Genomic DNA, 24,393 nt, shown 5'->3' with positions numbered 1-24,393 from the left:
CTGATGCCCAGGGTCAGCGAGGATCACCTGGCGGCCCGGCGCCGCCAGATCCTCGATGGCGCGCGGCGCTGCTTCGCCGCCTACGGCTACGACCAGGCGACAGTGCGGCGACTGGAGCAGATGATCGGGCTGTCGCGCGGGGCGATCTTCCATCACTTCCGCGATAAGGACACGCTGTTCTTCGAGTTGGCACGCGAAGACGCGCAGCGGATGGCTGATGTCGCCTCGCGCGAGGGCCTGATCGGCGTGATGCGCGACATGCTGGCGGCCCCGGAGCAGTTCGACTGGCTGGCCACCCGGCTGGAGATCGCCCGCAAACTGCGCCACGACCCGGAATTCAGCCGCGGCTGGGCGGAACGCTCAGCCGAATTGACCGCTGCCACAGTGGATCGGCTGCGCCGCCAGAAGCGGGCCGGCCGGCTGCGCGATGACGTCCCCGCTGAGGTGTTGCACTGCTACCTGGATCTGGTGCTCGACGGCCTGGTCGCGCGACTGGCCTCAGGAGAAGACCCGCAGCGATTGTCTGCGGTCCTCGACCTGGTCGAGGATTCGGTGCGGCACAGCTGATTTCGCCGCACTAGAGGGCAATTTTGGTACCGAGCGTGCACTCAGGACGGATATCTTGCCGAAATCTCGCCCTGCGTACACGCTCGGCGAGATGCACGGAGTTGCGCTAACGCGATCGGGTGCGGTGGTTGGGCCCACCGCGGCTGCGCATCGCCGCGCCCGACTCCCGCAGCATGCTGTGCACGGATCCGTACGATCGGCCGGTCGACGCCGCCAAAGTCCGGATACTCGCCCCGCCCTCATAGGCGCTGCGCAACTCGACCAGTTGACGATCGCGTTGCTTGTTCGGTTTCGTCGTCGTCGCCACGTCCCCTCACCATCCCCTCGCCGCCTTGACGGCTTCAGCGTAGGAAGCCGACGTGGCGATCGGGCGGGTTTGGCTGAAATACAGGGGAATCGGGACAGCGGGGCCGCCGGGCCCGGCTCAGCCTCGCTTGCTAGGCCAGCTCGATCAGGTCGCGGTAGTCCGCCGACCAGTGGTCTTCGGTGCCGTCGGGCAGCAACACCACGCGCTGGGGATCAAGTGCCTCGGCCGCGCCCGGGTCGTGGGTGACCAGCACCACCGCGCCGGCATAGCTGCGCAGCGCGTCGAGGACCTGCTCACGCGAGGCCGGGTCGAGGTTGTTGGTCGGTTCGTCGAGCAACAACACATTCGCGGTGGATGCCACCAGGCCGGCCAGCGCCAGCCGGGTCTTCTCACCGCCGGACAGCGTGCCGGCCGGTTGCTCCAGCTGCGGCCCGGTGAACATGAAGGCGCCCAGCAGCCCGCGCAGATCCTGCTCGGAGGTGTCGGGGGCCGCATGAACGATGTTCTCCCACACCGTCGCAGCGTTGTCGATGGTGTCGTGTTCCTGGGCGAAATAGCCGATCTTGCAACCGTGGCCGGGCTCCAGCTGACCGGCGTCGGGGGTCTCGACTCCGGCGAGCAGCCGCAGCAGGGTGGTCTTGCCGGCGCCGTTGAGGCCCAGCACCACCACGCGTGAGCCCCGGTCGATGGCCAGGTCGACGCCGGTGAAGATCTCCAGCGAGCCATACACCTTGGTCAGCCCGCTGGCCATCAGCGGGGTTTTCCCGCACGCCGACGGGGTCGGGAACTTGATCTTGGCGACCTTGTCGGCGACCCGCTCGTCGTCGAGTTCGGCCATCATCCGCTCAGCGCGACGCAGCATGTTCTGCGCCGCAACGGCTTTGGTCGCCTTGGCACCCATCTTCGCGGCCTGGGCGCGCAGCGCTCCAGCTTTGCGTTCGGCATTGGCGCGCTCCCGGCGGCGACGCTGTTCATCGGTGGCACGGGCGTCGAGGTATTTCTTCCAGCCCATGTTGTAGACATCGGCCTCGCCGCGCACCGCGTCCAGGAACCACACCCGATTGACCACGTCGGCCAACAGGTCCACGTCGTGGCTGATCAGGACCAGTCCCCCGCTGTGGTTCTTCAGGAAGTCACGCAGCCAGCCGATCGAATCCGCGTCGAGGTGGTTGGTCGGTTCGTCGAGCAGCAGGGTGGTACCCGAACCGGCGCCTCCAGCGCCGCCCTCGCCAGCGGCGAACAGGATCCGGGCCAGCTCCACCCGGCGGCGCTGCCCGCCGGACAGGGTCCGCAGCGGCTGCGTCAGCACCCGATCGGGCAGACCCAGGCTGGTGCAGATCCGGCCCGCCTCACTCTCGGCGGCGTAGCCACCCAACGCAGCGAATCGCTCTTCGAGCTGGCCGTAGCGACGGATGGCCCGGTCGCGCTCGGTGTCGTCGACGACCTCGGCCATCAGCACCTGCTGCTTCTCCAGGTCGGTCAGGATCGTGTCCAGGCCACGCGCCGAGAGCACCCGGTCGCGAGCCAGCACGTCGAGGTTGCCTTCCCGGGGGTCCTGCGGCAGGTAGCCGACCTCGCCGGTGCGGGTGATGGTGCCCGCGTACGGCTCACCTTCACCGGCCAGGATGCGCAGCGTGGTGGTCTTGCCGGCGCCGTTGCGGCCGACCAGTCCGATCCGGTCTCCGGGCTGTATCCGCAGCACCGAGTCCACCGAGTCGAGCAGGGTGCGCGCTCCGGCGCGGACCTCCAGGCCCGTTGCGGTAATCACGCGCGCGTACTCCTGTCGTGTTATTGCTACTTATCGTCAGTAAAGGCCGGTGGGCGCTTCTCGGCGCGCGCAGCGACGGCTTCCTCGAAGTTGCTGGTCAGCAGGCGCACGTAGAGCTGCCCGAGCCCCTCGGCCTGCATGTGCCCCTCCAGACTACCGGCGTCAAGTCCGCTCCAGAGCGTCCGCTTGGTCAATTCGGCCCCGGGGCGAGAGAAACCGGCGATCCGCTCGGCCATGTCGTAGCAGGTGTCCAGCAGGTCCGGCTGCTCCACGACCCGCGAGACCAGGCCAATTCGCTCGGCCTCGGTGGCATCGACGTCCCGGCCCGTGAGCATGATCTCGAACGCTCGCGACGCCCCGATCGCCCGGGGCAACAGATAGCTCAGCCCCAGCTCACTGGCGGTCAGCCCGTTGTTGATGCCGGCCGCCCGAAAGTAGGCCCCGGACGCGGCGACCCGGATGTCGGCCGCCAGCGCCAGGCACAGTCCGCCACCGATGGCCGCCCCGTTGACGGCGGCGATCACCGGCTGGTGCAGCCGCCGCAGCCCCAGGATGATGTCGTCGAGCAGTTCCATCGAGCGCAGGCCGAAGGTGGGGCGGGTCAGCCCGGCCACGTGCGGCACCGAACCCGCGGACTTGTGGTCGGCGCCCGAGGAGAACCCTCGGCCCGCCCCGGTGAGCACCACCACCCGCACCGAGTTGTCGTAGCTGATCTCGGCCAGCGCATCGCGTAGCGGAACCATGACGTCGAACGCCATGGAGTTCATCCGCTCCGGGCGGTTCAGCGTGATCAGTGCGACGTGCGGACGGGGACGTTCGACCAGGATGAATTCGGATTCGGAAGACACGGATGCACGCTATCGCGTGCGTGCCCTCAGACCTGGTCGGGCTTGCCTGCAGCGGCCTGCTCGGCCAACGCCGCCTCGACATCGAGGTCCTTGACCTGCTGGACCAGGTTCTCCAACGCCGGAGCGGGCAGCGCACCGGCCTGGTTGAACACCAGCGTGCCCTTCTTGAACGCCATCAGGGTGGGAATGGAACGGATCTGGGCGGCAGCGGCCAACTGCTGCTCGGCTTCGGTGTCGACCTTGGCGAACACCACGTCAGGGTGTTTCTCGGAGGCTGCCGCGAACGTCGGCGCGAACGATCGGCACGGCCCGCACCAGGACGCCCAGAAGTCGACGAGCACGATGTCGTTGTCGGCGATGGTTTCTTCGAATTTCGCTGCGGTGAGGTCTTGAGTTGCCATGATTGGCCTAACGCCCGGATACGCCGCGGTGTTCCCGGCTGGGCACCCGCGCTGGTGTGGCCGCGAAACGAAAGTCGCCGCCGTAGCTACGGCGGCGACTCTCTCTCACGGCAGAGGTCAGCGGAACGTGTCCTTGATGCTCTCGCCGGTCTTCTTGACGTTGGCCTTCAGCTGATCCTTCTTGCCTTCAGCTTCGGTGTCCGTGTCACCGGTGACCTTGCCGGCTTGTTCCTTGACCTTGCCGCTCGCGTTCTGCACGGCATTCTTAGCCTTGTCGACGATTCCCATGGGGAGTTGTCCCTTCAATTGGTGGTCAACTGCACACTGCAGCCGACCGTGTTACGACTGCGCCGTCGGCGTTGCCGTCAGCCTGCACCCGTTTCCGGGTGCAGGAAGTCATAGATTCATGCCGATTGCGGCGGAATTGGCAGCGACGAGTTTCCGGCGGCGCCGCCGCTGCTAGTAGTAGTGGCGACGACCGCCGACCGCGTGGCCCGCTCTACCGGCGAACATCAGGATCAGGCCGACAACCAAGAGGACGACACCGATGGAAAACAAGACGTTCGCGTAAACGAAGGCTGGGGCCAGGGCGGGCAGGACGAGCCCGAGAACGATAAGGATGACTCCGAGGGTGATCATGGCGGTTACCCGTCTTCCTGGCGACGCCCACGCCAGCCTCAGCCTGGTGGCGATGGTCTGACTCGTGAGTCGTGCTGGCAGGAGGTATGCCCGCTTTGCGGCACTGGCAAACCGATTTCAATCCGCCCGGCCGACACGCCGCTCATTTCTGGAACCTTGCCGCCCCGTAGATGCACTCCGGCAGTTGGCATCTCGCCACGCCGGCAGCAGAGACAGGTGCCGGAAACCAACACCGGCGGCGAGTCGTAAGAGGGGCTCGGACCCTCTGCGGCAGGGTTCCGGCGCATACACAGCCCACACACAGCTCAGAGCAAGGTCGTGGACAGCTGTACCGCCGACGGTGAGATGACCTAAAACCAGGACAAGCGCACCAGCTAAGTCCACGATTGGAGCATGTTGATGTCTGCCCGTTGTCGCACAGCTCTCGCTGTTTTCACGGTAACCGGAACCACCGCAATGATTTTCCCCGCATTGGCACACGCCCAGGGCGACCACGTGATGGGTTCGGTCTCCTCGGTGTCGGGTAACATCTTTGAGGTGGCCCGCTCGTCCGGCACCACCACGGTGGCCTTGACCGACGGCACGCGGATCTTCGAGTCGGTACCCGCACAACGCGCCGAGATCACCGCCGGCACCTGCATCAAGGTCGGCGCCACTGGCGACAGCGCCCCCGCCGACAGCGGCGCCATCACCGCGAAGTTCGTGGCGATCAGCACCACCGTCGACGGCAAGTGCCCGCAGCGACCCGCCGCGGCCGACGCCCCGGCTCCCCCGAAGCCGCACCGTGGCGTGCGCGGCGTGGTCGAGTCGGTCTCCGGTGACACCCTCACCATCAGTGGCCCGTCCGGGCCGACCACGGTCACGGTCAACGACAGCACCCACTTCCGCCGGATGGTCACCGTCAGCGCACCGTCGATCAGCGCTGGCAAGTGCGTCGCTGCCGGTGGAACCACGGACGGCGACGGCGTGCTGCAGGCGGCCCGGGTCACCGTGTGGGCCGGCGACGGCAACTGCCCCGAGCCGCCCGCGTAGCGGGCCTCGGCGGCACCGCAACCGCTACCCCAGCACCTTTCCGTAGGTCTGCCGGCCCATCAGGTAGGTGGCCTCCACGGCCACGTCACGCAGCTCCGCAGGCGGCACGCGGCGAGGGTTGTGGGACAGTACGACCAGATCGGCGTACTTGCCGGGCTCCAGGCTGCCGATCTCGGTGTCCAGCCGCAGTTGCCAGGCGGCGTTGAGTGTCTGCGCCTTGATCGCCGCATCCACGCCGATGCGCTGTTCGGGTGCCAGCGCCCGGCCGCTGCCCTTGGCGATGCGGTTCACCGCGGTGGCGATGTTGCCGATCGGGTTGGGCGGGGTGACGGTGCCGTCATTGTGGAACGACAGCCGCAGCCCGGCGTCCAGAGCCGAACGCGCCGACATCCAGTGCGAGCCGTGGTCCGCACCGAACAGCTTGTCCACCAACACATCTCCCCAGTAATAGATGTGTTCGATGAACAGGCTGGGGGTGATTCCCAGCTGCGCGGCCCGCGCGAATTGATCGGGTCGCATGGCTCCGACGTGTTCGATCCGGGGTCGCAGCGCCGGGGGCGTGCGCGCCTGTTCGAAGGCGTCCAGCACCACGTCGATCGCGGCATCACCGTGGACGTGGCAGGAGACCTGCCAATGCTGATCGACGAAGGCCTTGGTCAGTTCCTGGATCTGTTCGGGCGAGTAGTTCATCCGGCCGCGGTGGTCGGGCCCCAGGCCCATGCCCGCGGTGGTGGCGTTACTCAGATACGGGAAGGTGGTGAAGATGTTGCCCTGCCAGGGCGAACCGTCCGCCCACATCTTCATCCCGATCTTGTCGAACAGGACGTCGGCGCGGGCCCGCTTGCCACGAACATTCTTGGTGTCCGCGGCCAGGTCTGCGGTGCCGATCTCGTAGGCACGGACCCGCACCGCACAGTCGGCCTGCTGAGCGAGCTTGCCGAACACCTCGGATTGCGCACGCGCATCATAGGAATGTTCGGTGGCAGTGGCGATTCCCGCGCGGGCGAGTTGGGAGTAGGCCCAGCGCAGATTGTCGCCGGCGTTGGCCATGATCGCACCGGAGAAGGGCGCCACCAACGCCATCACCGCCGCCGCCTCGCGCACCTCGCCGGTCAGCTGGCCGTCGAGCCCGTGGATGTACTGCGCCCCGGCCGGGTTGGGGGTGGTCTTGGTGATGCCGGCCGCGGTGAATGCGGCCGTGTTGCCATAGGCGGCGTGGCCGCTGTTGGAAATGATCACCACGGGGTTGTTCGGCGCAAGCCGGGACAGTTCGTTGCGGGTGAAGGGCTGCAGCCCGGTCTGCAGCAGCGGATCCACCCCGTTGAGCAGAATCGGCTGCCCCTTGGGCGTGTCCGCCACGGCCTCGGCCAGCTTCGCGAACACCCCGCTGGCGGTGGGGACGGTGAAGGGACGCACATCGATGGCCGGCGGAGCCAGGGTGGAGCCCATCTCGAAGGGATGACCATGCGGCTCCACGAATGCCGGCAGCAGCGCCCGGCCGCGCAGGTCGACGACGGTGGTCCCCGAGCCCCGCAGTCGTAGCACTTCGTCGGCGGTGCCGACCCGGCTGATCCGGCCAGCGGTGACCGCGAGCGCCTCGGCCTCCGGAGCGCCCGGCGCCACCGTCACCACCGGGCCACCGATGAAAATGGTGTCGGCCCCCGGCCCCCGCGATCCGCACGCCGCGAGCCCGCCAACAGCTGTGCCCGCCGCCGCAGCCGCCATCCCGGCCATAAACCGTCGCCTGCTCGTCGTCACCGTGTCCGCTCGTTTTCCGTCACAGTCACGCGACGAGTATGGCAGCGCCCGTCCCCCGGGCTGCCGGCCGGGACACATGACAACGCTGACCGGTCCCGCGCTAGGTGAGGTCGTCGTGGTCGCCGCGCGCCCACGCTGCGTGACGGTCCGCCGAGAATCTGACCGCGGCCACCGCATCGGTGTCGATGGTGTTGGTGTGCAACCCGTACATGCGGTCGAAGCGCAACTCCTCCAACGTTGCAGCCATCCGCTGGGCGACAGCCGCCGACAGCGGAATCCGATTCGGATAGCTGCGCAGGAAGGCCACCGTGCGCCGGTCAGGGTTCGGGAAGACGGTGTCGCCGACCAGCAGCACCCCGCGCCCGTCGGCACCGGCGTCCCAGCACGCGACACAGCTGCCCGGAAAGTGGCCGCCGACCTGAATCACGGTCAAACCGGGTGCGAGCTCCAGCCGCCCGGACCAGTACCGGATCGCCGGGTCCGGACGCATCACCCATTCTTTGTCCGCGGCGTTGACGTACACCGGTACCCCGCCGAGTCGTCGGCCCCATTCCACCTGGGCGCCGAACATGTGGGGGTGGCTGGCGACGACGCCGAGCACCGGACCGTGCTCGAGCGCTGCGGCGACCGCGGCGTCATCGACGAATCCCGATGGATCCCACAGGATGTTGCCGCTGGGCGTGCACACCAGCTTGCCCAGTTGACCGATACCCAGCGGCGGATTGCTGCCGATCCCGATCAGCCCGGGTTCCAGTTCAAAGGCGTAGGACTGCATGCCTTCGGCGACCAAGCCGTCCAAGGTGGCCCAGTGCTGGCCGTCCGGCGGCACCCATTGCCGATCATCGGCGCAGATGGCGCACACCTGCGGTGTCGCCTCGTGTTCGACACCGCAGGTCCGGCAGAGCCAGAACTCGGATGCCGGCACGGTCAGACCGTGAAGCCGACTGCGCGCATCATTTCGCGGCCCTCATCGGTGATCTTGTCCGGTCCCCAGGCCGGCTCCCAGACCCAGGACAGGTCGACCTTCTTGACCAGACCGGCGCCCACGGTGGCGTTCTCGACCTGCTCGGCGATCATGTCCTGCAGCGGGCAGGCCGGCGAGGTGAGGGTCATGGTGACGACCGCGGCCGCGCCGTCCTCGTCCTGCCGGATCGACAGGTCATACACCAGGCCCAGGTCCATCACGTTGATGCCGATCTCGGGGTCGATGACGTCGTGCATCGATTCCTCGACTTCGGCGAGCAGCTCGTCCGGTCCCAATTCGCTCATCGATTCATCTCCTGGGTTGTCCCACTGACTGATGCCAGCGTTGGTTCCTCTGTCTTCGCCAGTGCCTGCGCCAACGCATCCTTGAACGCCATCCAGCCGAGCAGCGCACACTTCACCCGTGCCGGGTACTTGGCCACCCCGGCGAACGCGATGCCGTCACCGAGCACCTCCTCGTCGCCTTCCACAGTGCCGCGTGAGGAGACCATTTCGTGGAATGCATCGAATGTCGTCAAGGCCTGCTCCACCGACACGCCGATCACCTGGGTGGCCAGCACCGAGGTCGCCGCCTGCGAGATCGAGCACCCCTGCCCGTCATAGGAGACGTCGGCGATCTGCGTGCCGTCGGGCGACAGCGCCACCCGCAGGGTCAGTTCGTCACCGCAGGTCGGGTTGACGTGGTGCACCTGCGCGCCGTAGGGCTCTCGCAGCCCACGATGCTGCGGATGCTTGTAGTGATCGAGGATCACCTCTTGATAGAACTGCTCAAGACGCAACGTCTCACACTCCCCCGAAGAATTCCACGGCCCGGCGAACACCCGCCAGCAGGCGCTCCACCTCCTCGTGGGTGTTGTACACCGCGAACGAGGCTCGGGCGGTGGCAGCCACATTGAACTTGCGGTGCAACGGCATTGCGCAGTGGTGGCCCACCCGGACCGCGACACCGTCGTCGTCGAGCACCTGACCGACGTCGTGCGCGTGCACCCCGTCGATGACAAACGACACCGGCGAGCCCCGGTCGATCATGGTGGTGGGCCCCACGATGTGCACCCCGGGAATGCCGGCGAGTCCCTCGAGTGTGGCGGCCACCAGTTCACGCTCATGGGCTGCCACCACGTCCATGCCGATCGCATCGAGGTAGCGGGCGGCCGCGGCCAGCCCGACGACCTGCGAGGTCATCGGCGTGCCTGCCTCAAAACGTTGCGGTGCCGGCGCGTAGGTGCTCGAAGCCATCGTGACCGTCTCGATCATCGATCCGCCGGTGAGGAATGGCGGCAACGTAGCCAACAGCTCCCGCCGGCCGTACAGCACCCCGATCCCGTTGGGCCCCAGCATCTTATGACCCGAGAACGCCGCGAAGTCCACACCCAATCCGTGGAAGTCGACGGGCTGGTGCGGCACCGACTGGCAGGCGTCCAGCACGGTGAGCGCACCCACCGCGCGGGCCCTTGACACCAGCTCGTCCACCGGCGCCAGCGCGCCGGTCACGTTCGAGTGATGGGTGAACGCAACGACTTTGACGCGCTCGTCGAGTTGCAGCGAGTCCAGGTCGATGCGCCCGTCGGGCGTCACCTCGTACCACTGCAACGTCGCACCGGTGCGGCGCGCCAGCTCCTGCCAGGGAATCAGGTTCGCGTGGTGTTCCAGTTCGGTGGTGACGATGACGTCGCCGGGCCCGACCGCCCCCGCGAAACGGTCGTCGCCGAGCACATAGGACACCAGGTTCAACGACTCGGTGGCGTTCTTGGTGAACTCCAGCTCGTCCGGTTCGGCCCCGACGAAGCGCGCGATCGCGGACCGGCCGTCCTCGTAGGCGTCGGTGGCCTCCTCCATCAGCTGGTGCGCCCCGCGGTGCACCGCGCCGTTGGAGGTCAGCAGGAACTCCCGCTCCGCGTCGAGCACCGGCAGTGGACGCTGCGAGGTGGCACCCGAATCCAGGTAGGCCAGCCGGCTTCCGCCGCGCATGACACGGTTCAGGATCGGGAAGTCCGCCCGAATCGCGTCGAGGTCCGGCCCCGCCGGACGACTGACCGACAGTGTCATGTTCTAGGCCTCCGCCACTGCCGCCTCGGCGGTGAAGCGCTCGTAGCCGTTCTCCTCCAGCTCGTCGGCCAGCTCCGGCCCGCCCGACTCGACGATCCGCCCACCGGCGAAGACGTGCACGAACTGCGGCTGGATGTAGCGCAGGATGCGGGTGTAGTGGGTGATCACCAGCACGCCGCCGTTCTCGGCCTCCTGATAGCGATTCACCCCTTCGCTGACCACCCGCAGTGCGTCGACATCCAGGCCGGAGTCGGTCTCGTCGAGGACCGCGATCTTCGGCTTGAGCAGGCTCAGCTGCAAGATCTCGTGGCGCTTCTTCTCCCCGCCGGAGAAGCCCTCGTTGACGTTGCGTTCCGCGAATCCGGAGTCGATGCCCAAGTCGGCGAACGCCGCACGTTGTTCCTTGATCCAGGCCCGCAGTTTCGGCGCCTCACCGCGCACGGCAGTCACCGCGGTACGCAGGAAGTTCGACATCGACACCCCCGGCACCTCGACCGGGTATTGCATGGCCAGGAACAGGCCCGCGCGCGCACGCTCGTCGATGCTCATCGCCAGCACGTCTTCGCCGTCAAGGGTGATCGACCCGGACGTCACGGTGTACTTGGGGTGCCCGGCGATCGCGTAGGACAGCGTGGACTTGCCGGACCCGTTCGGGCCCATCAGGGCATGTGTCTCACCGGAGTTCACCGTCAGGTCGACACCGTGCAGAATCGGGATGTCGGCCGTGCCGTCGTCGCCGGCGGGCGACACACTCACATGCAGGCCCTTGATTTCCAATGTGCTCATTGCTGATTCGTGTCCTTAGATGATGCGTTCGGTTTTATCGGTTCTCGGTGACCGCGAGTTCACGCTCGACGGCCTCGGCGAGGCGTTCCTGTACGGCCGCAACGGGAATCTTGGCGATGATCTCGCCGAAGAATCCGCGCACGATCAGGCGCCGGGCCTGCTCTTCGGGGATGCCGCGCGCCTGCAGGTAGAACAACTGGAGATCGTCGAACCGTCCAGTCGCGCTGGCATGGCCGGCCTGAACGATCTCACCGGTCTCGATCTCCAGGTTGGGAATCGAGTCGGCCCGGGCGCCGTCGGCCAGGACCAGGTTGCGGTTCACCTCGAAGGTGTCGGTGCCGACGCCGGTTGCGCGGATCAGCACGTCGCCGACCCAGACGGTGTGGGCGTCCGGCAGCGCCGAACCCGGGTCGCCCTGCAGCGCGCCCTTGTAGAGCACGTTCGACCGGCAGTTGGGCTGGGCGTGGTCGACCAGCAGCCGCGATTCGAGGTGCTGGCCGTCGTCGGCGAAGTACAGGCCGAGCATTTCGGCGTCACCACCCGGGCGGTCGAACCGGACCCGTCCGGTCAGGCGTACCAATTCACCACCCAGCTGCACGGCACTGTGGCGCAGCACCGCGTCCTTGCCCAGCGCCGCGTGGTGCATGGTGACGTGCACCAGGTCCGGGTCGGCTTCGGCGATCCAGACCACGGTCAGCTGCGCGCCGTCGCCGACCACGAATTCGACGTTGTCGGCGTAGGTTCCGCTGCCCCGCACGTCGATCACGACGGTCGCCCGCGACAGTTCCTCGGCACGCAGCTGCAGGTGGCCGTAGGCCGTGGCTCCCGCACCCGGGCCGGTGACAGTGATCCCGATGGGCTCCTCGACGCTCACTTCCTTGGGCACGGTGACCACCGTCGCCTCACGAAACGCCGAGAAGGCTTGGGCCGCAATGCGGTCCGCGGGCACACCCGCGGCGCCCAGCCGGTCGTCACCGCGCGCCACCGTCTCGATCCGCACGGCATCCGAGCCAAGGACCTCGATGGCGGCGGCCGCATCGGCGACCGCGGAGCCGTCATGCAGGCCGCGCAGCCGGCGCAGCGGGGTGAACCGCCACACCTCGTCGCGACCGTGCGGCACCTCGAACGCCTCGACGTCGAACGAGGTGAACTGCATACCCTTGTGGAAGCCTTCGGCCGCCTGGGTCAGGTTGGTACCGGCAATGGAGCTTGTCACCTAGCCCACCGAGCCTTCCATCTGCAGCTGGATCAGCTTGTTGAGTTCCAGCGCATACTCCATCGGCAGTTCCTTGGCGATCGGCTCGACGAAGCCGCGCACCACCATCGCCATCGCCTCGTCCTCGGTCAGGCCGCGGCTCATCAGGTAGAACAGCTGGTTCTCGCTGACCTTCGACACGGTGGCCTCGTGGCCGACGGTGACGTCATCCTCACGGATGTCGACGTAGGGGTAGGTGTCGCTGCGGCTGACATTGTCGACCAGCAGCGCATCGCATTTCACGCTCGACTTCGCGCCGTGCGCACCCTTGTGGATCTCCACCAGCCCGCGGTACGAGGACCGGCCGCCGCCACGCGCCACCGACTTGGAGACGATGTTCGACGATGTGTTCGGCGCCAGGTGCAGCATCTTGGCACCGGTGTCCTGATGCTGGTCCTCGCCGGCGAACGCCACCGAGAGCACCTCGCCCTTGGCGTGTTCGCCGGTCATCCAGACCGCCGGGTACTTCATGGTGACCTTGGAGCCGATATTGCCGTCGACCCACTCCATGGTGGCGCCAGCCTCGGCCCGGGCCCGCTTGGTGACCAGGTTGTAGACGTTGACCGACCAGTTCTGGATGGTGGTGTAGCGGCAGCGGCCGCCCGGCTTGACGACGATCTCCACCACCGCCGAATGCAGCGAGTCCGAGGTGTACACCGGCGCGGTGCAGCCCTCGATGTAGTGCACATAGGCGTCTTCGTCGATGATCATCAGCGTGCGCTCGAACTGGCCCATGTTCTCGGTGTTGATCCGGAAGTAGGCCTGCAGCGGGATGTCGACGTGCACGCCCTTGGGCACATAGATGAACGATCCCCCACTCCACACCGCGGTGTTGAGCGCGGAGAACTTGTTGTCTCCGGCCGGGATCACCGTGCCGAAGTACTCGCGGAACAGCTCCTCGTGCTCCTTGAGCGCGGTGTCGGTGTCAAGGAAGATGACCCCTTGTGCCTCAAGGTCTTCGCGGATCTTGTGGTAGACCACTTCGGATTCGTACTGGGCGGCGACGCCACCGATGTAGCGCTGTTTTTCGGCCTCCGGGATACCCAGACGGTCGTAGGTGTTGCGGATGTCGTCGGGCAGGTCGTCCCAGGTCTGGGCCTGCTTCTCGGTGGAGCGCACGAAGTACTTGATGTTGTCGAAGTCGATGCCGGACAAGTCCGAGCCCCAGTTGGGCATCGGCTTCTTCATGAAGGTCCGGTAGGCCCGCAGGCGAGCCTCGAGCATCCACTCCGGCTCGTTCTTCTTCGCCGAGATGTCGCGTACCACGGCCTCGGAGATACCCCGCTGGGCGGCTGCACCGGCGGCGTCGCTGTCGGCCCACCCGAATTCGTACCGACCCAGCGACGCGATCGTCTCTTCCTGGGTCGGCTCCGCGGTTGCTTCGGTGGCCTCCGGCGTGAGTGTCATGGTGACGCTCCTTCGGTTTTCGTGATGGCTTCGGCGCAGGGTGTGCGCCGAAGGTCGGTCGGTGCTGCTAATGCTGTTTTTTGGCGGTCGCGGCGGCGCCGGACTTGCCGGCCTTTGCGGCCTTGGTGCTTCGGTTGGTCAGCGGCACATGGGTGGTGCAGACGTAGCCGCCGTCGGCGATGGTCGCCAACCGCTGCACGTGGGTGCCCAGCACTTCGGCCATCGCCTGCCGCTCGGCCCGGCACAGCTCCGGGAACTCCTTGGCGACGTTGGCCACCGGGCAGTGGTGCTGCAGTATCTGCACCCCCGGTACGCCACCGTCCACCCGCGCGGTGGTGGCGGCGTAACCGGCCTCCGACAGCGCGCCGGCGATGCGCTGCGCGGTCGCTTCCAGGTCGCCGTCGTCGGCAGTGTCACTGCCGGCGGCGACGGCCGCGACCTTGGCCAAGATGGTGTCGATGCGCTGTCGCGCGAAGTCGACCACCGCGTCCTCGCCGCCGATCTCGCGCAGCTGGCGCATGGCGGCCACCGCGAGGTCGTCATAGCGGTGACCGAGCTTGCCCCGGCCGGCATCGGTGAGCTGGAACCGCTTCGCCGGACGTCCACGCCCCACCTGCTGCCAGGATGCCGCCGCATGTGCCTCGGCGTCACCCATCTCGATCAGCGCGTCGAGGTGGCGGCGCACCCCGGCGGCCGACAATCCCAACTGGGCGCCGATCTCCCCCGCGGTGATCGATCCGGATTCCATCAGCAGGCGTACCACCGCATGACGCGTGTCGTGGCCGCTGCCGACTTCGGCCGCCAGCGGGGTGCCTGCCATAACCGCACCGCCGGGGCGTTGCCCGGCGGCTTCGGTGGTGGCCTTCACCTCCCCCACTTCGGAGGCCTCGAATTTCACAACACCAGTGTGACGCAATTCCAGAGCACGGTCTAGAAAGGGTTACCTCAGTTCAGCCCGGATCGGCCGTTGCGCTGATCACACTGCGCGTGCGCCGGCCGCAAAACTAGCGGCCGTTACGCTGCTGGGATGGCCCTCCGCCGGCATTCGCTGAGCACGTCGATCGCGCACCTGCACGGCGACGAGCGCACCGTCGGCTCCCCGCTTAATGCCGCTGAGCTGGTCGCATTGCGGCGCACCCGGCTGTTTGGTGCGACCGGAACGGTGCTGATGGCCATCGGCGCCCTGGGGGCCGGCGCACGGCCGGTGGTGCAAGACCCGACCTTCGGGGTCCGGCTGCTGAATCTGCCGTCGCGGCTGGCCACCGTCGCCCTGACCATGACCACCACCGGCGCGGTGATGATGGCGCTGGCCTGGCTGATGCTGGGGCGCTTTGCCCTGGGCAAGCGACGGATGTCGCGCAGCCAGCTCGACCGGACCCTGCTGCTGTGGATGCTGCCGCTGCTGGTCGCCCCGCCGATGTACAGCAAGGACGTTTACTCCTACCTGGCGCAGAGTCAGATCTCCCGGCTGGGCTTGGACCCCTACCGGGTGGGTCCGGCCCCGGCCCTGGGCCTCGACCATGTCTTCACCCTGTCGGTGCCCAGCCTGTGGCGGGAGACGCCGGCCCCCTACGGGCCGCTGTTTTTGTGGATCGGCCGCGGAATCTCGGCGTTGACCGGGGAAAACATCGTCACCGCGGTGCTGTGTCACCGGGTGGTGGTGTTGCTTGGGGTCGGATTGATCGTGTGGGCGGTGCCGCGCCTGGCCGCGCGCTGCGGGGTCGCCGAGGTCAGCGCCCTGTGGCTCGGTGCGGCCAATCCGCTGTTGCTGATGCACCTGGTCGCCGGCATCCATAACGAGGCGCTGATGCTCGGACTCATGCTGACCGGCACGGAGTTCGCGTTGCGCGGGGTCACCGCGGCGAAGCCCCTGCTGCCGTCGCTGCGCCCGCGCCCGCACCGGCAGGATCATGCGGCGGTCCCAGCTTCACCTCTCCTTCGTCGAGCCTCGCTGAACCGCCGGGATTGGGCACCGCTGGCCGAGCTGCTCACCGGCGCCGTGCTGATCACGATGTCATCGCAGGTCAAACTGCCATCACTGTTGGCACTCGGTTTCGTCGCCATGGCGCTGGGCTGGCGCTGGGGCGGCGATGTGAGGGCATTTCTGCTGGCCGGCACGGGCATGGCCGCTCTGGCCGCAGCTGTGACGGGCCTGATCGGGTGGGCCAGCGGGCTGGGCTTCGGGTGGGTCTTCACCCTGGGCACGGCCAACGTGGTGCGCAGCTGGATGTCGCCCCCGACGCTGATCGCCCTGGGCACCGGCCAGGTCGGGATCCTGCTGGGCCTGGGTGATCACACCACCGCGGTGCTGTCGCTGACCCGCGCCATCGGTGTCCTGATCATCGCGGTGCTGGTGGTGTGGCTGCTGCTGGTGGTGTTCAACGGCCGCTTGCATCCGGTCGGCGGTCTCGGCGTTGCACTGGGCATCACGGTCCTGCTGTTCCCGGTGGTCCAGCCGTGGTACCTGCTGTGGGCGATCATCCCGCTCGCCGCCTGGGCCACCCGACCGCAGTTCCGGGTCGCGGTGATCGCGGTGACGCTGGTGGTGGGCATCTTCGGCCCGACCGCCAACGGCGACCGTTTCGCCCTGTTCCAGATCGTGGACGCCACCCTGGCGAGCGCCGTGGTGGTGGCGGGGTTGTTCCTGCTGACCTATCGACGGCTGCCGTGGCGCGAGTTGCCGGCCGAAGCTGACCACCCGACGGGCGGTGCACCGGCCGAGGAGCCCACCCAACGGCCGGCCGCCGCCACCGACGCTTACGCTGATTCTCCGTGAACTCAGCTGTCGCGGTGCGCTTACGCGGGGTGCGCAAGCGTTACGGGACCGGTCCGTCTGCGGTCGAAGCGGTCGCCGGCCTCGATTTCGACGTCCAGACCGCCGAAGTGTTCGCCCTCCTCGGCCCCAACGGCGCCGGGAAGACGACCACGGTCGAGATGTGCGAGGGCTTCGTCCGCCCGGACTCCGGAACCATCGAAGTGCTCGGCTTGGACCCGGTCGCCGACAATGACCGGCTTCGGGAGCGCATCGGGGTGATGCTGCAGGGCGGCGGCGGCTACCCGGCCGCACGCGCCGGGGAGATGCTCAAGCTGGTGGCGTCCTATTCGGCCAACCCGCTGGACCCGCAGTGGCTGCTGGACACCCTGGGCCTGACCGACGCGGCACGCACCACCTATCGGCGGCTTTCCGGCGGGCAGCAGCAGCGGCTGGCCTTGGCCTGTGCCCTGGTCGGCCGGCCCGAACTGGTGTTCCTCGACGAGCCGACCGCGGGCATGGACGCCCACGCCCGCTTGCTGGTGTGGGAGCTGATCGACGCGTTGCGCCGCGACGGCGTGACCGTGGTGCTCACCACCCACCACCTACGCGAGGCCGAAGAGCTGGCAGACCGACTGTTGATCATCGACCACGGCGCGGTGGTCGCCGCCGGCACGCCTGCGGAGTTGACCCGTAGCGGAGCCCAGGGGCAGCTGCGGTTCACCGCACCGCCGCGACTCGACCTGTCGTTGCTGATCATGGCGTTGCCGGAGGGCTATCGGGCCAGCGAGGTTATGCCCGGCGAATACCTCGTCGAAGGAACGGTGGACCCCCAGGTGCTGGCGACCGTGACCGCCTGGTGCGCGCGCATGGATGTGCTGGCCACCGCACTGCGGGTCGAGCAGCGCAGCCTGGAGGACGTGTTCTTGGAGCTGACCGGACGGGAGCTACGCGCATGAGCAACCAACAGGTCTTCGCTCCCGGCACCTTCACCCCCGACCCTCGTCCGGCCAGCGTGCCGGCGATGCTCGCCGCGCAATACCGGTTGGAGCTGACCCTGCTGTTGCGCAACGGCGAGCAGCTGCTGCTGACGATGTTCATTCCGATCACACTGTTGATCGGCCTGACGGTGCTGCCGCTGGGACCGTTCGGCGAGGGACACGCCGAACGCGCGACCACCGTGCTGCCGGTGATCATGTCGCTGGCGGTGATCGCCACCGCGTTCACCGGCCAGGCGATCGCCGTGGCATTCGACCGGCGCTACGGGGCGCTCAAACGGCTGGGCGCCACGGCTCTCCCGGTCTGGGGCGTTATCGCCGGCAAATCTCTGTCGGTCGCCACGGTCGTTCTGCTGCAGTCCGTGCTGCTCGGGGCGATCGGCGCAGCGCTGGGCTGGCGGCCGACACTGGCCGGCCTCGGCCTGGGTGCGGTGGTCATCGCGCTGGGAACCGCCTGTTTCGCGGCGTTGGGCCTGTTGCTCGGTGGCAGCCTGCGCGCCGAGATCGTGCTGGCCGGAGCCAACCTGATGTGGTTCGTGTTCGGTGGATTCTCCGCGCTGACGGTGGAGACCGACCTGGTACCCGGCACAGTCCGCTGGCTCGCCCGGCTGACCCCTTCGGGGGCGCTCACCGAGGCGCTGGCGCAGGCGCTGAGCGTCTCGATTGATTGGTTCGGTATCGCGGTGGTGGCGGTGTGGGGTGTGTTGGCCGCCATAGGCGCGGTGCGGTGGTTCCGGTTCAGCTGACCTACTACGGAATGTAGTTACCGATCCTCTACGATCAGGCCCGTGGGACGGTTCCTGATGCGCTTGGTGGACCTGCTGCCCGAACCGGGCCTGCGGACCCAGCGATGGCTGGCTGCCGCGGTCGTGTTCACCCAGGGATTCATCTCGGTCACCGGCGCGATCGTGCGGGTCACCGCGTCCGGACTGGGCTGCCCTACGTGGCCGCAGTGCTTCCCGGGCAGCTACGTCCCGGTTGCGGTCTCGGAAGTTCCGCGGATTCATCAGGCCATCGAGTTCGGCAACCGCATGGTCACCTTCGCGGTCGTGATCACGGCGGCGCTGGCCGTGCTGGCCGTGATTCGGGCCCGGCGGCGTACTGAAGTCCTGGTCTATGCCTGGCTGATGCCCGGCTCCACGGTGTTGCAGGCGGTGATCGGCGGGATCACCGTACGCACCGGGCTGGCGTGGTGGACCGTGGCCGTGCACCTGCTGGTCTCCATGCTGATGGTGTGGCTGGCGGTGCAGTTCTACGCGAAGGTCCGCCAGACCGACGACGAGTCGGCGGTGGTGACCTACCGGGTCCCGACGCCGTTACGCGGGCTGACCGCGCTGTGTGCCGCCACGCTGGCCGCGGTACTGGTGACCGGCACCCTGGTGACCGCCGCCGGACCGCACGCCGGCGACAAGAGCGCGACCCGCACGGTGGCCCGCCTCAAGGTGGAGGTTGCCACACTCGCCCACCTGCACGAGTCGCTGCTGATCGGATTCCTTGGACTGCTGGTGGGCCTGGCCTTCGGGTTGGCTGCGGTACAGGCGGCCCAGCCGGTGATCCGCCGGCTGGCAGTGGTGACCGTGCTGACCTTGGCTCAGGGGCTGATCGGGGTCGTCCAGTACTTCACCGGCGTTCCCGCCGTGCTGGTCACCCTGCACGTGGCGGGCGCGGTGCTGGTCACCGGCGCGACCGCGGCACTATGGGCGTCGCTGCGCCAGCGGACCCAACCCGAGTCGCTCTAGCGCCGCGGTGACCTCGACGGCGAAGCGGCGCTGCGCCCGGTCTCGTTCGTCGGCGTCGAGCTCGCTGAAACCCAGTTGCGGCGCAATCAGATCCAAGCTGACCAGGCGCGCATCGGCGCCGGTTCCGGCTACGTCGGCGCGCGCGTAGAGCAGCTCTTCGATCCGGATGCTCAAGCGTTCGGCGGCCGAACGCAGGGCGGCACGTCCGACGTCCCACAGCTCGAAGTCGGGATCGGAACCTTCAGCACCGAATGCGTGCGATCGGCCGGCGCCGAAGAACACCAGCGTGCTGACCTCGGCCGGTGGCCGTCCCGCCGACGTCGGCACCCCGTCGCACTGTAGGTCGGCCAGGTAGCGCCCGTCGGCGTTCCATGCCACCGCTTCGGGCGGGTTCAGCAGATGGGCCACCCGCGTCGTCCATTTCGTGAATTCGGCGCGCCGGGCCGGGTCACCGCCGCCCGTGCGCAGAATCACCAGGTCCGCTTCCAGTGTCTCCGGATCATCCCAGGGCAATTGGCGGGCGTGCAGCCCACGGTGACGCAGCGCCGCGACCAGGCCGGCGTCGTCATCGGCGTCGGTCGCCTTCCCACCGCGGTGGTGGCCGCGCCGCGGATCGACCGCCAGCACGATGCGCGGGTGGAAGATGTCGGGCCGGGCCAGCTTCATGCAGACCTCATATTCGGAGATGATAGTCACCATGTACGCCGTGGAAGTGGCCGCGACCGGCGGCCCCGAAGTTTTGAACCTTGTCGACAGACCGCAGCCCTCCCCCGCGTCCGGTGAGGTGCTGATCCGTGTTGATGCCGTCGGGGTCAACTACATCGACACCTATTTCCGCTCCGGGATCTACCCCGCCGCACTGCCGTTCGTGGTCGGCAATGAGGCCGCGGGCACGGTCACCGAGGTGGGCGCGGGTGTGACCGCACTGGCTGTGGGCGATCGCGTGGTGACGGCGGCCGCGACCGGCGCCTACGCCCAATACTGCACGGCGCCAGCATCTTTGACGGCACCTATTCCCGACGGCGTTGAGGCCGGGGTGGCCGCAGCCGCGCTGCTCAAGGGCTTGACGGCGCACTACCTGATCAAGTCGGTGTATCCCGTTCAGTCCGGCGACACCGTGTTGTTGCACGCCGGCGCCGGCGGGGTCGGACTGATCCTGACGCAATGGGCCACCGCGCTCGGTGCCCGGGTGATCACCACGGTGTCGAATCCGTCCAAGGCCGAGTTGTCGCGGCAGGCCGGCGCCGTCGAGGTGCTCGACTATCCCGGCTCGGCGCCTGAAGACGCCGCGGCCTTCGGCGCCCGGGTCCGGGAGTTGACCGGCGGCGGGGTCGCGGCGGTGTACGACGGGGTGGGTGCGTCGACGTTCGACGCCAGCCTGGCCAGTCTCGCTGTCCGGGGCACCCTGGCGCTGTTCGGCGCGGCCAGCGGTCCGGTGCCGCCAGTCGACCCGCAGCGACTCAATGCCGCGGGCTCGGTTTACCTGACACGCCCCAATCTGGCTCACTTCACCCGTACCGCACCGGAATTCACCTGGCGCGCGGGCGAACTGTTCGAAGCGATCGGCAACGGCACGATCACGGTGACGGTGAGTCGGCACTATCCGCTGGCTGAGGCGGCCCAAGCCCACCGCGATCTGCAGGGCCGCCACACCGTGGGCTCGATCGTGCTGGACGCCTAGCGGCGATCGCAAGCGCGGCGGAGCCGGGCGCAGCGGGTCGCCGCCGTTGGCCTAGCGGCGATCGCAAGCGCGGCGGAGCCGGGCGCAGCGGGTCGCCGCCGTCGGCCCAGCGGTTCGGCCTAACCCGCACCCCAGGTCTCGGGCAACATCGGCTCCCGCGGACCGTCGGCGAACTCGGCACCCGTCAACCGGATCAGCCCGGTCGGCGCGGATAAGTCGGTGCGGGCCACCCCGGCGCGTCCCAGCTCACCGGCTCCGTGATCCGAAGCCGGTGTCGGCCCCCAATCCGGGCAGACTCCGACCGTCAGATCCATCACCGCGTCGTCGTGGCCCGGCCTGGTCTTGCGCCGGCGCGCGCGCTTGGACCGGCGAGCGGCCTCTGCCGCCGCCGCTGAAGCGGCGGACGGAGTGGGCGACTTCCTGCTGGCAGCGGCCGGCGCCCCGACGTGTGCGCCGAGACCCGATCCATAATCGATCCCCGGCCCGCCGCCGATCAGGTAGGGCATCAGCGGCGCGCTCGCGGGCACGGGCGCCGGTGGCGCGGGTGCCGGTGCCGGCGGGCTTGCACCGGCCGGGGCGGACGCCGGCGGTCCGGCAGGCGGGCCGGTCGGTGGCGCCATCACCGGTGAACCGACCGCGGCGCCCGGCACGTCGGCGACCAAAGCCGGCGGCGCCGGGGCCGCAGCCGGCCCGGGCGCTGGCAGACCCAGCCCGGCCAGACCGGCAAGGCCGCCCAGTGTGCCGGCGGGAGCGACCACGGCACCCGCCGCGGCGACGAACAGCGCCGGAGACTGGCTGATCGTCGTCGCTAGCTGGGCGATGTGGGTCGGCCAGTCGAAGAGCGCCAGCGCCGCGAAGTACTGCAGCGCCGGAATGATCTGGCTGGGGTCCTGGCTGATGTAAAGGAAATCCTCGAACAGCTCCAGGGATCTGGCCATGTACCATATTGGGTCCGCGGCGTTGACGTAGAAGTCGTAGACCTGACCGTTGAGAGTGCCGGCGGCGGGATTCCAATTGATCCCGAAGTTCTGCAGAAAATTCGAGACGGCCGTGGTCAAGGCGTTGGAGACCATCGGATCATGCGCGGTCACACCGTCTTGGATGCCCAGGGCCTTCAGAATCGGCTCGAGAAAATCCAGGAGTCCTTGCAACGGATTTTGCCACGATGGAGGCTGTGATGAGTCTTCGGCCGGGTTCTGAATCGGAGCCACCGCCGTGGCCCGAGGGCTCGACGCGACCAGGGCTTCACTGACCCCCTGATAGGTCGCCATCGTGGTGGCGGCCTGCACCCACATCCGGAAGTAGTCGGCCTCATTGAGCGCGATGGGAATGGTGTTGATCCCAAAGAAATTCGTCGCCACCAATACCCCGTGGGTGGCGTGGTTGGCGGCCAACTCCGGCAACGTGGGCATCGCCGCCAGCGCGGCCGCATAGGCCGCCGCCGTCTGTTCATGCTCGGCCGCCATCCGGGCACTGTCGGCACCGGCCCGAGATAGCCACGCCAGATACGGCAGATGCGCCGCCTGATACTGCTCACCGGCGACACCGTGCCACAGCCCGGCCGCCACCGATGCCAGCAGTGCGGTCAGATCCTGCGCCGCTGTGGCGTATTCCGCGCTCAGCGACGACCACGCGCCGGCCGCAGCGAGCAGCGGTCCGGGACCGGGACCGGAACTGAGCAGCGTCGCATGCACCTCAGGCGGAGACGCCATCCACATCGGCCCGAACACAAGAGTTCACTCTAGCGAATCAATAGTTTCGGGTTGCCGAACTCCTACCCTTTTTCGTCCTGCCAGCCGCCCGGCAGCAAGGGCATACGCGGCGTGTCGTCAAAGGCGCCGCCGGACGACACCCTCAGCCCCCCGGCCGGTGCCTGGTCGCGGGCCAGCGTCCCGGCGAATCCGTTCACGCCGCGCGCCGACGCCGTCACGCCCGGATCGGCCGGATCAGCCCAATCCGGTGTCACCTCGACGTTGAGGTCCATGACGGCGTCGTCGGGCCGGCGCAGCGTGGCGCGCCGGCGACGCCGGGCCCGCCGCTGGTCGCGCTCGGCGGCGGTTGCCGCAGCGGCCGCCGCCGAACTACGCGGCTCGGAGGCCTTGCGCGACGCTCCCGCGCCGGCGGGCATGCCGGACCCCGCCCCGATGCCGGGCGGCCCGAGCAGATAGGGCGGGAAGAACGGCGCTGCACCCGGCGGCGGGGGCGGCGCCGCCGGGGCGGGGCCGCTGACACCCGCCGTCGCGGGGGCCGGTGCCGGAGCCGGAGCCGGGGCCGGCGCAGACGGAAGCGCCGGTGCCGGCGGCCCTGCCGAGGCCGATCCGAGACCGGCAAAGGCATCGGGAGCGGCGTCCAGCGGCAGCGGCGCGGGAGGCTGCGGAAGGCCGGCCAATCCGGCCAGCCCGGCCAAACCTCCCACCGCGCCCACCGGGGCGACCAGCACGCCGACCGCGGCGGCGAACAACTGAGGCGACTGGGCCAGCCAGGAGCCGATCTCGGCCAGATGCGTCGGCCAGTCGAACTCGGCGAGCTGGACCAGGTACTGGAACGCCAGTGCGGGGTTCTGCTGGAAATTCACGCCGAGCTGCTGAAAGTCCTCGAACAGCTCCAGCGCCCGCACCAGCCAGAACATCGGCTGGTTGGGATCGACGTACTCGTCATAGGGAATCCCGTTCATCATCGCGTGAGCGGGGCCCCAGTTGATCTGCCCGTTGCTAGCGGTCTGCAGCATCTTGGCGATCAGCTGATCCAGCCAATCGTTGACGGTGGGATCGGTGCCCTCGTCGTCATCGGCGGGTTGCGCATCGACCTTGAGGATCGGGGGTGCCGCCGCGGTGTGCGGCACCGAAGCCACCGCCGCACCACTGACCGCCTGATACGTCGCCATCGTCGCCGCAGCCTGCACCCACATCCGCACGTAGTCGGCCTCATTGAGCGCAATCGGAATGGTGTTGATCCCAAAGAAATTCGTGGCCACCAGTACGCCGTGGGTGGCGTGATTGGCGGCCAGCTCCGGCAACGTCGGCATGGCGCCCAGCGCGCTGACGTATGCCCCGGCGGCCGTCTCGTATTGGGTTGCGGCCGCCGCACTGTCGGCGCTCGCCTGCGTCAGCCAAGTCAGGTAGGGCGAATGAGCCGCGACATACGCCTGCGCGCTCGGACCTTGCCACGCCCCGGCCTGCACGGACCCCAGCAGCGCCCGCAGTTCGTCAGCGGCGTCGGCGTACTGGACTCCCAGCGCCGACCACGCGGAAGCGGCGGCCAGCAGCGGACCCGGCCCCGCTCCGGCGCTCAGCAACGCGGAGTGCACCTCCGGCGGAGATGCCATCCACACCGGCAACGCGGCGGTCACGATCCGACGCCCAGCCGCTTGTTGAATATGATTGTCATTATCGTCGATTGAATACCCGTCGCGGCGGGCCGCACAA

The 24,393-nt window shown here is 68.3% G+C and carries 25 protein-coding genes; 7 read left to right on the top strand and 18 right to left on the bottom strand.

Features of this window, described 5'->3' with window-relative positions; all coding sequences use genetic code 11:
- The first annotated feature begins 3 nt into the window (after nt 1–3).
- A complete protein-coding gene (locus ACJH71_RS18080) occupies nt 4–567 on the top strand; it encodes a TetR/AcrR family transcriptional regulator (RefSeq protein ID WP_406759351.1) in 564 nt (187 codons plus the stop codon).
- A 106-nt stretch (nt 568–673) separates the two neighbouring features.
- Here ACJH71_RS18080 and ACJH71_RS18075 read toward each other — a convergent pair whose 3' ends face one another.
- The 6 genes from ACJH71_RS18075 to ACJH71_RS18050 form a co-directional block, all read right to left on the bottom strand.
- Nucleotides 674–874, bottom strand: a complete 201-nt coding sequence (locus tag ACJH71_RS18075) for a helix-turn-helix domain-containing protein (protein ID WP_046282993.1) — start codon at nt 872–874, stop codon at nt 674–676.
- Nucleotides 875–1,004: 130 nt separating this feature from the next.
- Entirely contained in the window at nt 1,005–2,642 is a 1,638-nt protein-coding gene (locus ACJH71_RS18070) for an ABC-F family ATP-binding cassette domain-containing protein (protein ID WP_406759350.1), read from the bottom strand.
- A 26-nt stretch (nt 2,643–2,668) separates the two neighbouring features.
- The gene (locus ACJH71_RS18065) at nt 2,669–3,490 is read right to left on the bottom strand and encodes an enoyl-CoA hydratase (protein ID WP_406759349.1); all 822 of its coding nucleotides are present in this window, start codon (nt 3,488–3,490) and stop codon (nt 2,669–2,671) included.
- Nucleotides 3,491–3,516: 26 nt separating this feature from the next.
- On the bottom strand, nt 3,517–3,891 hold the full coding sequence (trxA, locus tag ACJH71_RS18060; protein WP_406759348.1) for a thioredoxin: 375 nt from the start codon (nt 3,889–3,891) through the stop codon (nt 3,517–3,519).
- 117 nt (nt 3,892–4,008) lie between these two features.
- The gene (locus tag ACJH71_RS18055; RefSeq protein WP_406759347.1) at nt 4,009–4,179 is read right to left on the bottom strand and encodes a CsbD family protein; all 171 of its coding nucleotides are present in this window, start codon (nt 4,177–4,179) and stop codon (nt 4,009–4,011) included.
- 171 nt (nt 4,180–4,350) lie between these two features.
- Nucleotides 4,351–4,530 (bottom strand): DUF6131 family protein, encoded by a 180-nt coding sequence (locus tag ACJH71_RS18050; RefSeq protein ID WP_406759346.1) that lies wholly within the window; start codon nt 4,528–4,530, stop codon nt 4,351–4,353.
- A 456-nt stretch (nt 4,531–4,986) separates the two neighbouring features.
- On the opposite strand from ACJH71_RS18050, the gene ACJH71_RS18045 reads away from it, so the two are divergent.
- Nucleotides 4,987–5,562, top strand: coding sequence for a DUF5666 domain-containing protein (locus tag ACJH71_RS18045; protein WP_406759345.1), 576 nt, complete (start codon nt 4,987–4,989; stop codon nt 5,560–5,562).
- A gap of 24 nt (nt 5,563–5,586) precedes the next feature.
- Here the strand turns inward: ACJH71_RS18045 and ACJH71_RS18040 are convergent, their stop codons facing one another.
- The 9 genes from ACJH71_RS18040 to ACJH71_RS18000 all read right to left on the bottom strand — a co-directional run bounded on the left by ACJH71_RS18040 (nt 5,587) and on the right by ACJH71_RS18000 (nt 14,618).
- Nucleotides 5,587–7,296 carry an amidohydrolase gene (locus ACJH71_RS18040; protein ID WP_406759344.1) on the bottom strand — a complete coding sequence of 570 codons (1,710 nt, stop codon included), beginning with the start codon at nt 7,294–7,296 and terminating at the stop codon, nt 5,587–5,589.
- A 124-nt stretch (nt 7,297–7,420) separates the two neighbouring features.
- A complete protein-coding gene (locus ACJH71_RS18035) occupies nt 7,421–8,245 on the bottom strand; it encodes an MBL fold metallo-hydrolase (protein WP_406759343.1) in 825 nt (274 codons plus the stop codon).
- A 2-nt stretch (nt 8,246–8,247) separates the two neighbouring features.
- Nucleotides 8,248–8,589 carry a metal-sulfur cluster assembly factor gene (locus ACJH71_RS18030; protein WP_024443391.1) on the bottom strand — a complete coding sequence of 114 codons (342 nt, stop codon included), beginning with the start codon at nt 8,587–8,589 and terminating at the stop codon, nt 8,248–8,250.
- Nucleotides 8,586–9,125 (bottom strand): Fe-S cluster assembly sulfur transfer protein SufU, encoded by a 540-nt coding sequence (sufU, locus tag ACJH71_RS18025; protein ID WP_406759342.1) that lies wholly within the window; start codon nt 9,123–9,125, stop codon nt 8,586–8,588. Before sufU ends, ACJH71_RS18030 begins: the two co-directional genes overlap by 4 nt.
- A complete protein-coding gene (locus ACJH71_RS18020; protein ID WP_406759341.1) occupies nt 9,088–10,350 on the bottom strand; it encodes a cysteine desulfurase in 1,263 nt (420 codons plus the stop codon). Before ACJH71_RS18020 ends, sufU begins: the two co-directional genes overlap by 38 nt.
- Before the next feature lie 3 nt (nt 10,351–10,353).
- Nucleotides 10,354–11,136, bottom strand: a complete 783-nt coding sequence (gene sufC / locus ACJH71_RS18015; protein ID WP_406759340.1) for a Fe-S cluster assembly ATPase SufC — start codon at nt 11,134–11,136, stop codon at nt 10,354–10,356.
- Between the two features lie 34 nt (nt 11,137–11,170).
- On the bottom strand, nt 11,171–12,292 hold the full coding sequence (sufD, locus tag ACJH71_RS18010; RefSeq protein ID WP_406759391.1) for a Fe-S cluster assembly protein SufD: 1,122 nt from the start codon (nt 12,290–12,292) through the stop codon (nt 11,171–11,173).
- Nucleotides 12,293–12,352: 60 nt separating this feature from the next.
- The gene (sufB, locus tag ACJH71_RS18005) at nt 12,353–13,798 is read right to left on the bottom strand and encodes a Fe-S cluster assembly protein SufB (protein ID WP_308483282.1); all 1,446 of its coding nucleotides are present in this window, start codon (nt 13,796–13,798) and stop codon (nt 12,353–12,355) included.
- 67 nt (nt 13,799–13,865) lie between these two features.
- A complete protein-coding gene (locus tag ACJH71_RS18000) occupies nt 13,866–14,618 on the bottom strand; it encodes a helix-turn-helix transcriptional regulator (RefSeq protein ID WP_406759390.1) in 753 nt (250 codons plus the stop codon).
- Between the two features lie 207 nt (nt 14,619–14,825).
- Between ACJH71_RS18000 and mptB the strand changes: the two genes are divergently transcribed.
- Genes mptB through ACJH71_RS17980 form a run of 4 tightly spaced genes read left to right on the top strand, consistent with a single transcriptional unit; the run spans nt 14,826 to nt 19,287 of the window.
- Entirely contained in the window at nt 14,826–16,574 is a 1,749-nt protein-coding gene (gene mptB, locus ACJH71_RS17995) for a polyprenol phosphomannose-dependent alpha 1,6 mannosyltransferase MptB (protein ID WP_406759339.1), read from the top strand.
- Nucleotides 16,571–17,509: an ABC transporter ATP-binding protein gene (locus ACJH71_RS17990; RefSeq protein WP_406759338.1), complete on the top strand. Its 939-nt coding sequence runs from the start codon at nt 16,571–16,573 to the stop codon at nt 17,507–17,509. Before mptB ends, ACJH71_RS17990 begins: the two co-directional genes overlap by 4 nt.
- Nucleotides 17,506–18,294, top strand: coding sequence for an ABC transporter permease (locus ACJH71_RS17985; protein WP_406759337.1), 789 nt, complete (start codon nt 17,506–17,508; stop codon nt 18,292–18,294). The genes ACJH71_RS17990 and ACJH71_RS17985 overlap by 4 nt, the downstream gene beginning before the upstream one ends.
- A 57-nt stretch (nt 18,295–18,351) precedes the next feature.
- A complete protein-coding gene (locus tag ACJH71_RS17980) occupies nt 18,352–19,287 on the top strand; it encodes a COX15/CtaA family protein (RefSeq protein WP_406759389.1) in 936 nt (311 codons plus the stop codon).
- On the opposite strand, the gene ACJH71_RS17975 is transcribed toward ACJH71_RS17980, so the two are convergent.
- On the bottom strand, nt 19,243–19,953 hold the full coding sequence (locus ACJH71_RS17975; RefSeq protein WP_406759388.1) for a hypothetical protein: 711 nt from the start codon (nt 19,951–19,953) through the stop codon (nt 19,243–19,245). The two genes, ACJH71_RS17980 and ACJH71_RS17975, sit on opposite strands and share 45 nt — an antisense overlap.
- Before the next feature lie 31 nt (nt 19,954–19,984).
- Here ACJH71_RS17975 and ACJH71_RS17970 point away from each other — a divergent pair, with 31 nt between their 5' ends.
- Nucleotides 19,985–20,968: a quinone oxidoreductase family protein gene (locus ACJH71_RS17970; RefSeq protein ID WP_406759387.1), complete on the top strand. Its 984-nt coding sequence runs from the start codon at nt 19,985–19,987 to the stop codon at nt 20,966–20,968.
- Nucleotides 20,969–21,087: 119 nt separating this feature from the next.
- Here ACJH71_RS17970 and ACJH71_RS17965 read toward each other — a convergent pair whose 3' ends face one another.
- Both ACJH71_RS17965 and ACJH71_RS17960 read right to left on the bottom strand, forming a co-directional pair.
- A complete protein-coding gene (locus tag ACJH71_RS17965; protein WP_406759386.1) occupies nt 21,088–22,680 on the bottom strand; it encodes a PPE family protein in 1,593 nt (530 codons plus the stop codon).
- Nucleotides 22,681–22,742: 62 nt separating this feature from the next.
- Entirely contained in the window at nt 22,743–24,293 is a 1,551-nt protein-coding gene (locus ACJH71_RS17960; RefSeq protein ID WP_406759385.1) for a PPE domain-containing protein, read from the bottom strand.
- Between the last annotated feature and the right edge of the window lie 100 nt (nt 24,294–24,393).

The sequence above is a fragment of the Mycobacterium sp. SMC-15 genome, from assembly GCF_045310925.1.
Classification (GTDB): Bacteria; Actinomycetota; Actinomycetes; order Mycobacteriales; family Mycobacteriaceae; genus Mycobacterium.
Note: the sequence above shows the minus strand (reverse complement) of the source record. Positions and strands in the feature narration are given on the sequence as shown.